Here is a 12,681-nt window from a genome sequence, read left to right as displayed (position 1 = left end):
TCCGCGTACTGGGTCCGCTCGCCACCGGCTTGTTGTCCCTGTACGCGCTGTACCTGGTGATGGCCGGGCAATGGCTGGGGGCGGGCCTGTCGGCGGTGCTCGCGTCGCTGGCCGGCGTGCAGTCGTGGCACATGCGCGATCGCGAGGAGGCCCGCGGGGCCGGCGGACGCTTCGCCCTGCTCAACGTGGCGGCGTGCCTGCTGGCGTTGGCGGTATCCGGGCATGCGGCGCTGCCCTGGCTGTTCCCGGTGCTGATGACCAACCATTTCCTGTGCACGCCGGCCCGGGCCACGCTGGCCAGCCTGCCGCTGCTGCTGATGCTGCTGCTGTTCCCGGGCCTGGCCGGCGGCTTCGGCGAGCACTTCTCGGCCATCGCGGTCACCGTGCTGACGATGGCGATCGGCCACGCGCTGTCGCTGCGGATGAACAACGACCGGGTCGAACTGGAGGAACTGGCATCGCTCGACGCGCTGACCGGCCTGCCCAACCGCCGGATGCTCGAACGCGCGCTGACCCGCCAGGTCAACGAACGCCGCGAGCGCGAGCGCCTGAACGGGCTGGTGATCCTCGATGTCGACCACTTCAAGGAAGTCAACGACCTCTACGGGCACGCCGCGGGCGATGCGGCCCTGGCCGACCTGGCGGCCATCCTGCGCTTCGAGGTGCGCGAGCGCGACCGGGTGTTCCGGTTCGGCGGCGAGGAATTCGTGGTGCTGCTGCGGGTCGAGTCGGTCGAGCAGCTCGAAGCCGCCACCGAACGGCTGCGCAGGGCCATCCGCAGCGCCCTGCGCGGCCCGGGCGGCCGCATCACCAGTTCGCTGGGCGCCGCGCTCTACAACGGCGAGACCCACTGGCAGGATTGGTTCTCGCGCGCGGACGCCGCGCTGTACATCGCCAAGAACAACGGGCGCGACAACTACTGCATCGCCGACAACCTGATGTGACCGCGGCCCGCGCGGCCGCGCTCAGGCGCGGCTCCGGTTAGCACAAGTTGGAGCGCCCCCTGCTCACCACGAACCTGATCCTGGCCGAGCCCTTGATGTTCCTGGACGCGAACGAGCAAGACCTGGCCCGGCAGGCGCGCAGCATGGTAGCCGCGGCATTGCGCGCCGACGGGAACCTGCCGGAGGCGGACCAGGATACGGCGATCGGCGACATGGCCGGCATCGTCAAGGGCATGATGCTGTCGGCCGCGGCGCGTGGCGCGATGGAGGCGCCCGACCTGGAGCAGCGGATACTGCGCGCCGTCCGCGCCTACGTCCGCGCGACCGCCGCCGCGTAGCCTCCCGGATACCGGCCGCGCCGATGCGGAAAGGGCCGGTCCGTCGCCGGACCGGCCCTTTCGCGTTCAACGGCTCGCCACGCTCGCCGTTCCTTCCTCCGCCTGCGGCTGTCGCCAGCCGCCCAGCGCCTTGTAGACCGCCACCACGCCGACGTTGACCGATGCCTCGGCTTGCGCCAGCGCGTCGTCCGCGGTCAGGCGCGTGCGCTGGGCGTCGAGCAGGGTCAGGAAATCCTCCGAACCCTCGCGATAGCGGATCTGCGCCAGCGCCTCCGCGCGCCGGGCCGCCTCGGCCTGCTCCACCACGATCGCCAGCCGCGACTGCTGTCGAGCATAGGCGGTCATCGCGTTCTCGGTGTCCTCCAGCGCCAGCAGCACGCTCTGCTCGTACTGCGCCAGCGCGCCGTCGGCCTGCGCCTTGCTCGCGCGCAGCCGTGCGCGCACGGTGCCGAAGTCGAACGCCGCCCAGCTGATCGACGGCGTCAGCGACCAGGCCTTGCTGCCGCTGCGGGTCAGCGAAGCGGCGTCGCCGGAAAGGAAACCGACGAAACCGCTCAGGCTGATGCGCGGGAACAGGTCCGCGGTGGCCACGCCGACCCGCGCGGTGGCGGCAGCGAGCCGGCGCTCCGCTTCGCGCACGTCCGGGCGCTGGCGCAGCAGCTCGGCGCTGTCGCCCAGCGCCAGGGCGCGTGCGTAGGCGGGCGTCGGCCGCGGCGCGAGCGTCTCGTCCAGGGAATCCGGCGCGCGCCCCAGCAGCACCGCCAGGCGGCGGCGATACTGCGCCTGCGCGACTTCGAGCAGCGGGATGTCGGCCTCGATGGCCTTCAACCGCGCGCGGCTGCTCTGCACGTCGAGTTCGCTGCCCGAACCCAGGTTCCAGCGGGTCTCGGTCAGGCGCTGGGTGTCGCGCAGGTTGTCGAGCGTGGTGCGCGCGACCTCGATGCGCTTCTGCACGCCGCGCAGCTCGAAGTAGTTGCGCGCGACCTCCGCCGCGACGGTGACCTGGGCGTCGTCGAGATTGGCCTGCTCCGCTTCCAGGTCGGCGCGCGCCGCTTGCGCGGCCCGGCGCTGGCGGCCGAACAGGTCCAGCTCCCAGCCCGCGTCGAAGCCCAGCGTCGCGGTCTCGCTCATCACCCGCTCGCCGCCGGCCGCGGCCGACTGCTCGTGGCGACGGTCGTAGCTGCCGCCCGCGGTGACGTGCGGCAACTGGTCGAGGCGGCGCTCGACGAACACCGCGCGCGCTTCCTGCACGCGGGACACGGCGATGCGCAGGTCGTGGTTGGCCACCATCGCGTCGCGCACGAGCTGCTCGAGCACCGGGTCGCCGAACTGCGCCCACCAGGCGCCGACCGGGGATTCGGCGCTGAAGGCCGGATCCTTCGCTTCGGGCAACACCGTGGCCTGCGGCAGCGGCGCCACGTAGTCCGGGCCGACGGTGACGCAGCCGGCCAGCAGGGTGCTGGCCAACGCGAGAGTCAAGGTACGCATCACCATGGCAGCACCTGTCCCATGTGAGTGAAACTGCCGTTCGGCCCGTCGCTGCCGACCAGCGCCATCTGCACGCTGCTGCGCGCGCCGTCCTCCACGCCCAGCTCGCCCTGGCCGCCGTTCATGTCGGTCTTCACGTAGCCGGGGTGGATCGCGTTGACCTTGATCGGGGTGTCGCGCAGTTCGTAGGCCAGCTGCACCGTCCATGCGTTGAGCGCGCTCTTGGAGGCGTTGTAGGCCGGCACCTTGAAGTCGTAGATCGGCGAGGACGGATCGCTGTGCAAGGTGTTCGAGCCGAGGATGCTCGACACGTTGACGATGCGCCCGGCCTGCGAACGGCGCAGCAGCGGCAGGAACGCGCGGGTGACGGCGACCACCGCGAACACGTTGGTGTCGAAGGTGCGGCGCCAGACGTCCAGGGTCTGCTCGGACGGCTTGCGTCCGAGCTCGTCCAGCACGATGCCGGCATTGTTGACCAGGATGTCCAGGCGCCCGTGGCGCTGCTCGACGGTGCCGACGGCGGCGGCGATGCTGATCTCGTCCACCACGTCGAGCTGGATCGCCTCCACCGGCAGGCCCTCGGCCTGCAGCTTCAGCGCCGCCGCCACCGCGTCGTCGCGCTTGCGCCCGGCCAGCAGCGTGTGCACGCCGGCCTCAGCCAGCTGGCGCACGGTCTCCAGGCCGATGCCGCGGGTCGCGCCGGTGACGAGGGCGATCTTGTTGTTGTCGTTCATGGATTGAATCCTTGGATGTGGGGTTGGACCGACGTCACGCGTGGCTGTGCAGCGAGGGCGCCGGCGAATGCGACACCAGCGGCCGGCCGGCCAGCTTGCGCAGCGCGACGTAGAACACCGGCGTCAGGAACAAGCCGAACAGGGTCACGCCCAGCATGCCGGCGAACACGGTGATGCCCGTGGCCGTGCGCACCTCGGCGCCCGCGCCATGCGAGAACACCAGCGGCACGGTGCCGGCGATGAAGGCGATCGAGGTCATCACGATCGGGCGCAGGCGCAGGCGGCAGGCTTCCAGCGCCGACTCGACGATGCCCTTGCCCTGCAACTCCAGCTCGCGGGCGAACTCGACGATCAGGATCGCGTTCTTGCACGCCAGGCCCATCAGCACCACCAGGCCGACCTGCACGAACACGTTGTTGTCGCCTCCGGTGAGCCACACGCCCAGCAGCGCCGAGAGCAGGCACATCGGCACGATCAGGATCACCGCCAGCGGCAGCGTCCAGCTCTCGTACAGCGCGGCCAGCACCAGGAACGCCAGCAGTACCGCCAGCGGGAACACCACCAGCGCCGCGTTGCCCTGGGTCGCCTGCTGGTAGCTCAGGTCGGTCCACTCGATCGCCATGCCGGCAGGCAGCACCTGCGCGGCCAGCTCGGTCAGCTTCTGCATCGCCTCGGCCGAGGACAGCACGCGCGCATCGGCTTCGCCGGCCAGGTCGGCCGCGGTGTAGCCGTTGTAGCGCAGCACCGGGTCGGGACCGTAGGTCTGCTTGATGGTGACCATCGAGCCGATCGGCACCATCTCGCCGCGGTCGTTGCGGGTACGCAGGCGGGCGATGTCCTCGACGCTGTCGCGGAACGGCGCGTCGGCCTGCGCGATCACCTGCCAGGTACGGCCGAACTGGTTGAAGTCGTTGACGTAGGCCGAGCCCAGGTAGGTCTGCAGCGTGTCGAACAGGCTGGTCAACGCCACGCCCTGCGCCTTGGCCTTGGTGCGATCGACCTCGGCGTCCAGCTGCGGCACGTTGGCCTGGTAGGTACCGATCGGGAAGCTCATGCCCGGCACCTGCGACACCGCGCCCTGCAGCGCGCTGACCGCGTTCTGCAGCGCGCCGTAGCCCAGGTTGGCGCGGTCCTCGATGAACAGCTGGTAGCCGTTGCCGTTGCCCAGGCCGAGGATCGGCGGCGGCATGAACGCGAACGTCATGCCCTCGCCCAGCGCGGAGATCTTCTGGTTGATCTCGGCGTTGATCTCGAGCGCGGTGCGCTTCCGCTCCGAGAACGGCTTGAGCGGCAGGAACACCACGCCGGTATTGGGCGTGTTGGTGAACTGCAGCGCATTGAGGCCCGGGAACGAGATCGAATGCGCCACGCCGTCGGTCTTCATCGCGATGTCGGCGACCTTGCGCAGCAGCGCGTCGGTGCGTTCGATCGAGGAGCCTTCCGGCAGCTTCACGCCGGCGATCAGGTACATCTTGTCCTGGGTCGGGATGAAGCCGGCCGGCACCGCCTTGAACATCAGCCCGGTCGCCAGCAGCAGGCCCACGTAGACCACGAACACCACGCCGCGGCGGCCGAGGATGCGCGAGACCGAACCCTGGTAGCGGTTGGCATTGGTGTTGAAGAAACGGTTGAACGGACGGAACACCCAGCCGAACAGGCGCTCGATCAGGCGCGACGGCGCGTCCTTCGGCGCGTCGTGCGACTTGAGCAGGCGCGCGGCCAGCGCCGGCGACAGGGTCAGCGAGTTGATCGCCGAGATCACCGTGGAGATGGCGATCGTCACCGCGAACTGCTTGTAGAACTGGCCGGTCACGCCCGACAGGAACGCCATGGGCACGAACACCGCGCACAGCACCAGCGCGATCGCGATGATCGGGCCGGACACTTCCTTCATCGCCTGGTGCGCGGCCGCAAGCGGCGGCAGGCCTTCCTCGATGTTGCGCTCGACGTTCTCGACCACCACGATCGCGTCGTCGACCACGATGCCGATCGCCAGCACCAGGCCGAACAGCGTCAACGTATTGATCGAGAAGCCCAGCACGTACAGCGCGGCGAACGTGCCCACCACCGACACCGGCACCGCGATCAGCGGAATGATCGAGGCGCGCCAGGTCTGCAGGAACAGGATCACCACCAGCACGACCAGCACCACCGCTTCCAGCAGGGTGTGCACCACTGCGCTGATCGAGTCGCGCACGAAGATCGTGGTGTCGTACACCGCCTCGTACTTCACGCCCTGCGGGAAGCGCTGGGTCAGCTCGTCCATCTTGGCGATGACCTGGTCGCGGATCTGCAGCGCGTTGGCGCCCGGCGCCTGGAAGATGCCGATGCCGACCGCGTTCTTGCCGTCCAGCTGCGAGCGCAGCGTGTAGTCGCCGGCGCCCAGCTCCAGGCGGGCCACGTCGCGCAGGCGCACCACCTGGCCGTCGCTGCCGGTCTTGAGCACGATGTCGCCGAACTCCTGCTCGGTACGCAGGCGGCCCTGTGCGTTGATCAGCGTCAGGAAGTCGCTATGCGGCATCGGCTCGGCGCCGAGCTGGCCGGCGGACACCTGCACGTTCTGCTCGCGCATGGCGCCGACCACGTCGCTGGCGGTCATGCCCAGCGCGGCGATCCGCTCCGGGTCGAGCCAGGCGCGCATCGCGTAGTCGCCGCCGCCGAAGATCTGCGCGTCGCCCACGCCCTGGATGCGCGCGAGCTCGTCCTTGACGTGCAGGCGCGCGTAGTTGCGCAGGTACAGCGTGTCGTAGCGGCCGTCCGGCGAGGTCAGGTGCACCACCATCAGGAAGGTCGGCGACTGCTTCTGCGTGGTCACGCCCTGCCGCCGCACGTCCTCGGGCAGGCGCGCCTGCGCCTGCGCCACGCGGTTCTGCACCTTGACCGCCGCGTCGTCCGGATCGGTGCCCGGGCGGAACGTGATGGTCATCTGCAGCACGCCGTCCGAACCGGCGACCGACTTGATGTACATCATGTTCTCCACGCCGTTGATCGCTTCCTCCAGCGGCGTGGCGACGGTCTCGGCGATGACCTTGGGGTTGGCGCCCGGATAGACCGTGCGCACCACCACCGAGGGCGGCACCACGTCGGGATACTCGCCGATGGGCAGCAGCGGGATCGAGATCAGGCCCGCGGCGAAGATGATGATCGACAGCACGGCCGCGAATATCGGCCTGTCGATGAAGAAACGGGAAAAGTCCATGGATTGGATTCCTGGAAAATGGCAAGACGGTGCCCTTCTCCCACAGGGGAGAAGGCGGCCCGCAGGGACGGATGAGGACGCGGGGGAAGCCTCGTGCGACCAGGCCCCCGGCAGGGGTCGCCCCCCGTACCCTCACCCCGCCCCTCTCCCGGCGGGAGAGGGGCTTCAACCTCGCGGGTTCAATTCAATGCGGCGGTGGTCCGCTCCGCCTTCGGTGCGATGACGCTCGGCTTGACCTGCACCGGCATGCCCGGCATGAAGACCTTCTGCACGCCGTCCACGATCACCCGGTCGCCGGCCGCCAGGCCCTGCTGCACGATGCGCAGGCCCTCGGCGGTACGGCCGAGCTGCACGTCGCGCCGCTGCGCCTTGCCGTCCTTGTCGACCACGTACACGTACTTGCGGTCCTGGTCGGTGAGCACGGCCTTGTCGTCGATCAGCACGGCCTTGAACTCGCCGCTGCCGGGCAGCTGCACGCGGGCGAACAGGCCCGGCGTGAAGCGGCGCTCGGCGTTGTCGAGCACGGCGCGGACGCGGATGGTGCCGGTGCTGCGCTCGAGCTGGTTGTCGAGGAAGTCGACCTGCCCTTCGTGGGCAAAGCCGTCCTCGCCCATCAGCGCGACCCGCACCGGCAGGCGCGCCTCGCGCTCGCTCGGCCGCACGCCCTCGCGGGCCATCCGCGAGTAGTTCAGGAAGGTCGCTTCGTCCGCGTCGAAATAGACATAGACCTTGTCCTGGGACACCAACGTGGTCAGCACGCTGGCGCCGTCGCCGGCGGTGACCAGGTTGCCGGCGGTCACCATCGCGCGGCCGGCACGGCCGTCGATCGGCGCGCGCACCTGGGTCCATTCCAGGTTGAGCCGCGCCTGCTCCACCGCCGCCTGCGCGGCGGCCACGTCGGCACCGGCCTGGTCGGCCGCGGCGCGGCGCTGTTCCCAGCTCTCGGTCGAGATCGCCTGCTGCTCGGCCAGCTTCTTCGCACGGGCGGCCTCGCTGCGCGACAGCTCGGCCTGGGTGCGGGCGCGGGCGAGATCGGCGGTGGCCCGGGCGAGTTCGGCGCGGTAGGGGCGCGCGTCGATGATGAACAACACGTCGCCCTTCTTCACTTCCTGGCCTTCGACGTAGTTGACCTTCTCGATGTAGCCGGACACGCGCGGGCGCAGCTGGACGCTCTCGACCGCCTCGATGCGGCCGCTGAACTCGTCCCACTGGCGGATCGGCTTGATCAGTACCGGGGCGGCACCGACCTGCGGCGCCGGCGGAGCGCCCTGCTCCGCGGCCTGCGAACCGCATCCGGCCAGCACGGCGGCGATCACCGCCGCCGCGAGCGCATGGCGCACGGAGAATCGGAACGGGGTGGCGTTCTGGTTCATTGGGAAACCTCTTGGGTGGGAAGGGGGAGGGAAACGCCGGCCATCAATCCGGTGACCGGCAGGGATGCGAGCAAGCGATCGACGCCGACCACGACCTGGCCGGGCACGCCGCGGCCGGCCAGCAGCGATACCGCGCTGCGGCCGACCGTGGGCGGGTCCAGCCACTCGCGGCAGGCTTCGGTGGGTTGCGCCGGGTTGCGCACGGGCTGGTCCACGGACAGCAACTGCACGCGCACGCCGAGCGGCTGCGCTTCCTCGTGCAGCACGTGGGCCAGCATCCGCGTGGCCGACGCCACGATCGATATGTCGCCGTGGCCGGCCCACGCGCGCAGGGCGCACGGTCCGCCCACCAGCACGTAGCGGCCGCCGAAATCGGCCAGCAGCGGCAGCAGGTGGCGGGCCGCGGCCAGGTGCGGCAGCAGGTCGTTCTGCAGCCGCTTCAACAGCGCCGAGGCCGGCCGGTCGAGCAGCCGCCCCTTGCTGAGCGGGCTGCCGATGCACGCCACCACCGCGGCCAGCGGGCGCGAGCGGTCGGCGATGCGGTTGGCGAGCGCCTCGGCGGCAGCATCGCCGGCCACCGAGCCCGCCATCGTGTCCAGGGCGGGAGCGTCCGCGAAACGGTCCTTCAGCGCCTTCAGGCGCAACGCGCTGCGCCCGATCGCCAGCACCGGGCTGCCGGCCTCCAGCAGCGCCTGCACGACGCCACCGCCGACCAGGCCGGTGGCGCCGAGCACGGCGACCTCCGGCTGGAGCATCCCGCTCATGGGACTTTTACTCCCACATCCAGGACAATCGGAATGTGGAACGAGGACGAATCCCGGTTGTTGCCGCGCACGCGGCGGCCGCTGCGCTGCAGCCGGGGCGGCAAGGTGAATTCGCGGAAGCCCTGGGGAATCCTGGGTTCCGCGGGAATCTCGATCGGGTCGAAGGCGCTTTCGAGCGCCTCATCACGGCGCGGCTTGAGGCCGAGCCAGGCACGAAGTCCCATGGCGGCAATCTCGGGGGGAAGAAGGATTGGACGCAAGTTACGCCCCTAACCCGCACTTGATTAGTCCGGATTAAGGGGAATAATCATCCCTGTCACGGTCCAATCCCCTGTCACGCCCCAATCCCCATCGGAGTCCGCCATGGCCCACGATCTCAACGACAGCCTGATCTTCGTCAAGGTGGTCGAACAAGGCAGCTTCATCGCCGCAGCCAATGCGCTGGGCCTGCCCAAGACCACCGTCAGCCGCAAGGTGCAGGAACTCGAGCAGCGCCTCGGCGCGCGCCTGCTGCACCGGACCACCCGCCGCATCGGCCTCACCGAGGCCGGCTCGGTGTACCACGACCACTGCCGGCGCATCGCGCGGGAGCTGGAGGAAGCCGAGAGCGCGGTCAGCCAGTTGCAGTCCGGCCCGCGCGGCTGGCTGCGCTTCACCGTGCCCTACTCGATCGGCATCAACTGGATCGCCCCGCTGCTCGGCGAGTTCCATGCGCAGTATCCGGAAATCCAGCTGGACATGCACCTGGGCAACGAGAAGCTGGACCTGATCGCCGGCGAGGCCGACCTGGCGCTGCGGGTCGGCGCCCTGCCCGACTCCAACCTGGTCGCCCGCAAGCTCGGCAGCCTGCGCAGCCAGGTGTTCGCCAGCCCCACCTACATCGAGCGCTACGGCGAGCCGCTGCACCCGGACGAACTGCAGTTCCACCGCACGCTGGCCATGCGCAAGAACCGCAACGTCCACAGCAACCGCTTCTTCTGGCCGCTCAGCGACGGCGGCGAACTGCGCGAGTTCCCGATCAACCCGCTGGTGGTGGCCAACGATCCCACCGCATTGAACGGCGCGATGGTATGCGGCGAAGGCCTGATGCTGACCGGCGACGTGATGGCCAAGCCCTTCATCGAGTCGGGCATGGTGCGGCGCGTGCTGGCCGGCTGGACCGGGCCCGAGTACGACTTCAACGCGGTCTTCGCCGGTGGCCGGCTGATTTCGCCCAAGGTGCGCGCCTTCGTCGACTTCCTGGTCGAACGCCTCAACTTCGACGCCAACTACATGTTGACGCAGTGCCCGGCCGCGAAGCTGGCGGCGCAGGCGAAGTCCGCCGAAACGGCCCAGGCGGCGCAGCCGGTCGACCAGGAGGAGGACGCCGACCTGCAGGCCGAGGGCAAGCGCATCCTGGAGAAGGTCACGGCCTGAACGGAGCGCAGGGGCGCACAGGCGAGCGTCCTGGTGCGATCCCTGCCTCCCGCGCCCCGGCGACGCCGCGGCCGCGCACCTCCCCGCCGGGCGTCCATAAACGCGCCGGGCCGCACGTGCGGCCCGGCGTTCCACTACGTCGGCGACGGCGTTACTGCATGCCGGTGCTGCTGCCGTCGGCCCGCAGCGGGATCAGGCGGATCTCGACGCGGCGGTTCTTGGCACGGCCGGCGTCGGTGCTGTTGTCGGCGATCGGATAGCGCTTGCCGGCGCCGACCACTTCCATGCGCTCGCGCTGCACGCCCTGCGCGGTCAGGTACTGCGCGACCGAATTGGCGCGGTCTTCCGACAGCTTCTGGTTGAACGCATCGCTGCCGACGCTGTCGGTATGGCCGGTCACCTCGATCATCGTCTGGTTGTATTCCTTCAGCGTCGAGGCCACGCCGTTGAGCGCGGAATAGAACTCCGGCTTGAGCGTGGACTTGCCGAAGTCGAAGGTCACCCCGTCCGGCAGGTTGAGCGTGATGTTGTCGCCTTCGCGCTTCACGTCGATGCCGGTGTTGGCGGTGCGCTCGCGCAGCGCGCGCTCCTGGCGATCCTGGTAGTTGCCGATCGCCGCGCCGGACAGCGCGCCGATGCCGGCGCCGATCATCGCGTGCTGGCGGCGCTCGGTGGCGCTGTTGCCGGTGATCAGGCCGGCGGCGGCACCGATGGCGGCGCCGATCAGCGCACCACGGCCGGTCTTGTTCTGCTGCTGGGTCGGATTGCCGTATTGGTCCTGCTGCACGTAGGAACCACCGGTCGCGCAGGCGGACAGGGCGATGGCGCTGACCAGCGCCACGGACAGGCACTTGCTGGCGGATCGGTACATTCGTCTTCTCCTTATTGGCCGGCGCTTCCGGCATTCATGAAGGCGGTCAGCATAAACAGCCCGGCGCGAGGGCGACATGATGAAACCGTGATCCCCGCACGCTGCGTTCACGCGTATTCAGGAAAGCCCCCGCCCGCGCAGGCGGGCGTACGCGGCCAGGGCCCGCTCGCGCCCTTGCGCCAGCTCGACGATCGGCACGGCCGGATAGCCCGGCGCGTGGCGTGCCCGCAATTCGGGATGCTGCCAGGGAGCCGGGCGCGCATGCGCCGGCAGCGCCGCCAGTTCCGGCACCCACCGCGCGATGTAGTGCGCGTGCGGGTCGAACTTCCGCGCCTGCGCGACCGGATTGAAGATGCGGAAGTACGGTGCCGCGTCCGCCCCGGTGCCTGCCACCCATTGCCAGCCCAGGGTATTCCCGGCGAGGTCGGCATCGACCAGCGTGTCCCAGAACCAGCGCGCGCCTTCCAGCCAATGGACGCGCAGGTGCTTGCACAGGAAGCTGGCGACGATCATGCGCACGCGGTTGTGCATGTAGCCGGTATGCCAGAGCTCGCGCATGCCCGCGTCCACGATCGGGATTCCGGTATGTCCTCGCTGCCACGCGCGCAGTTCGTCGGCCGGCGGAACCGCCCATTCGAACCGGTCGAAGCGCGGATCGAGGTTGCGGGTCGCGCTTTCCGGGAAATGGTGCAGCAGGTGGTAGCCGAACTCGCGCCAGCCGAGTTCGCGGACATAGCCGTCGATGTCGGCCGCCAGCGGCGCACGGCGATGCCGCTCGAGTTCCGCGCAGATCCGCCATGGCGCGATCTCGCCGAAATGCAGGTGCGGCGACAGCCGCGAGGTACCCGCGCGGTCGGGCCTGTCGCGCCCGTCGCGGTAGCCGCGCAACGCACCGTCGACGAAGACCTCCAGCGCCTCGTGGGCGCCGGCCTGGCCCGGCCGCCAGCTTTCCCAGAACCCGGAGTCCCAGCGCGGCGAAGGCGCCAAGCCCAGCGCCTCGATCGCCTCGCCGGCCAGCGCCTCCGGTACCGGCGGCAATCGATCCGGCGCCTTCCATGGCAACGGCAGGTGCCACTGCGCCAGGGCGGTGCGCCAGAACGGCGTGAATACCCGATACGGGCCGCCCTGCCGCGTGCGCAGTTCCCAGGGCTCGAACAGCAGGCTGCCGTTGAAGCTCTCGGCCACGAGGCCCGCCTCGCGCAATGCCCGCTTGATGGCCGCATCGCGCGACTGGGTGGCGGGTTCGTACTTGCGGTTCCAGTACACCGCCGCGGCGCCGCAACGCGCCGCGAGCCTGCGCAGCGCCGCATCGCTCGGTCCGCGCAGCACCAGCAGCCGCGAACCGCGCCGCCGCAGGTCCTCGTCCAAGGCGAGCAGCGAACGGTGCAGCCATGCGCCGGATGCCGCGCCCCGCGGCCAATCGCCCTCTTCCGCAGGCGCGTGCACGTACACCGGCACCGGAACGTGCCCGGCTTCGAGCGCCGCGCGCAGGGCCGGTTGGTCGTCCAGGCGCAGGTCGCGACGGAACCAGACGAGTGCGAGGGACATCTACGC

General features: G+C 70.0%; 11 protein-coding genes. 3 read left to right on the top strand and 8 right to left on the bottom strand.

All coding sequences use genetic code 11. From position 1 onward, the window contains the following. Positions 1-29 precede the first annotated feature (29 nt). Both FD678_RS05745 and FD678_RS05740 read left to right on the top strand, forming a co-directional pair. Positions 30-944, top strand: coding sequence for a GGDEF domain-containing protein (locus tag FD678_RS05745; protein WP_218569539.1), 915 nt, complete (start codon positions 30-32; stop codon positions 942-944). Between the two features lie 47 nt (positions 945-991). Beyond that, positions 992-1,282, top strand: a complete 291-nt coding sequence (locus tag FD678_RS05740; protein WP_140720281.1) for a hypothetical protein — start codon at positions 992-994, stop codon at positions 1,280-1,282. Between the two features lie 66 nt (positions 1,283-1,348). Here the strand turns inward: FD678_RS05740 and FD678_RS05735 are convergent, their stop codons facing one another. From FD678_RS05735 to FD678_RS05710, 6 genes are all read right to left on the bottom strand, one after another. After that, positions 1,349-2,770: an efflux transporter outer membrane subunit gene (locus FD678_RS05735; protein ID WP_218569538.1), complete on the bottom strand. Its 1,422-nt coding sequence runs from the start codon at positions 2,768-2,770 to the stop codon at positions 1,349-1,351. Beyond that, positions 2,770-3,504, bottom strand: coding sequence for an SDR family oxidoreductase (locus tag FD678_RS05730; protein WP_140720277.1), 735 nt, complete (start codon positions 3,502-3,504; stop codon positions 2,770-2,772). The genes FD678_RS05735 and FD678_RS05730 overlap by 1 nt, the downstream gene beginning before the upstream one ends. Before the next feature lie 34 nt (positions 3,505-3,538). After that, on the bottom strand, positions 3,539-6,703 hold the full coding sequence (locus tag FD678_RS05725) for an efflux RND transporter permease subunit (RefSeq protein ID WP_140720274.1): 3,165 nt from the start codon (positions 6,701-6,703) through the stop codon (positions 3,539-3,541). 179 nt (positions 6,704-6,882) lie between these two features. Continuing rightward, positions 6,883-8,076, bottom strand: coding sequence for an efflux RND transporter periplasmic adaptor subunit (locus tag FD678_RS05720; RefSeq protein ID WP_140720272.1), 1,194 nt, complete (start codon positions 8,074-8,076; stop codon positions 6,883-6,885). Further along, complete coding sequence (locus FD678_RS05715; protein WP_140720270.1) at positions 8,073-8,840, bottom strand: SDR family oxidoreductase; 768 nt, start codon at positions 8,838-8,840, stop codon at positions 8,073-8,075. The genes FD678_RS05720 and FD678_RS05715 overlap by 4 nt, the downstream gene beginning before the upstream one ends. After that, the gene (locus tag FD678_RS05710; protein WP_140720268.1) at positions 8,837-9,064 is read right to left on the bottom strand and encodes a hypothetical protein; all 228 of its coding nucleotides are present in this window, start codon (positions 9,062-9,064) and stop codon (positions 8,837-8,839) included. Before FD678_RS05710 ends, FD678_RS05715 begins: the two co-directional genes overlap by 4 nt. Positions 9,065-9,203: 139 nt before the next feature. Between FD678_RS05710 and FD678_RS05705 the strand changes: the two genes are divergently transcribed. Then, positions 9,204-10,256, top strand: coding sequence for a LysR family transcriptional regulator (locus tag FD678_RS05705; protein ID WP_140720266.1), 1,053 nt, complete (start codon positions 9,204-9,206; stop codon positions 10,254-10,256). Between the two features lie 151 nt (positions 10,257-10,407). On the opposite strand, the gene FD678_RS05700 is transcribed toward FD678_RS05705, so the two are convergent. Next, on the bottom strand, positions 10,408-11,127 hold the full coding sequence (locus FD678_RS05700) for an OmpA family protein (RefSeq protein ID WP_140720264.1): 720 nt from the start codon (positions 11,125-11,127) through the stop codon (positions 10,408-10,410). A 117-nt stretch (positions 11,128-11,244) separates the two neighbouring features. Continuing rightward, entirely contained in the window at positions 11,245-12,675 is a 1,431-nt protein-coding gene (locus tag FD678_RS05695; RefSeq protein ID WP_140720261.1) for a cryptochrome/photolyase family protein, read from the bottom strand. Between the last annotated feature and the right edge of the window lie 6 nt (positions 12,676-12,681).

The sequence above is a fragment of the Pseudomonas sp. Hp2 genome (assembly GCF_006386585.1).
Lineage (GTDB): Bacteria > Pseudomonadota > Gammaproteobacteria > Xanthomonadales > Xanthomonadaceae > Pseudomonas_S > Pseudomonas_S boreopolis.
The sequence above is the reverse complement of the archived record's forward strand: the minus strand, read 5'-3'. Positions and strand labels throughout refer to the sequence as shown.

Coding starts and splice junctions, on each gene's coding strand:
- FD678_RS05725 (WP_140720274.1), bottom strand. CDS start 6,703: ATGGACTTTTCCCGTTTCTTCATCGACAGGCCGATATTCGCGGCCGTG.
- FD678_RS05720 (WP_140720272.1), bottom strand. CDS start 8,076: ATGAACCAGAACGCCACCCCGTTCCGATTCTCCGTGCGCCATGCGCTC.
- FD678_RS05710 (WP_140720268.1), bottom strand. CDS start 9,064: ATGGGACTTCGTGCCTGGCTCGGCCTCAAGCCGCGCCGTGATGAGGCG.
- FD678_RS05730 (WP_140720277.1), bottom strand. CDS start 3,504: ATGAACGACAACAACAAGATCGCCCTCGTCACCGGCGCGACCCGCGGC.
- FD678_RS05705 (WP_140720266.1), top strand. CDS start 9,204: ATGGCCCACGATCTCAACGACAGCCTGATCTTCGTCAAGGTGGTCGAA.
- FD678_RS05695 (WP_140720261.1), bottom strand. CDS start 12,675: ATGTCCCTCGCACTCGTCTGGTTCCGTCGCGACCTGCGCCTGGACGAC.
- FD678_RS05715 (WP_140720270.1), bottom strand. CDS start 8,840: ATGAGCGGGATGCTCCAGCCGGAGGTCGCCGTGCTCGGCGCCACCGGC.
- FD678_RS05735 (WP_218569538.1), bottom strand. CDS start 2,770: ATGCGTACCTTGACTCTCGCGTTGGCCAGCACCCTGCTGGCCGGCTGC.
- FD678_RS05700 (WP_140720264.1), bottom strand. CDS start 11,127: ATGTACCGATCCGCCAGCAAGTGCCTGTCCGTGGCGCTGGTCAGCGCC.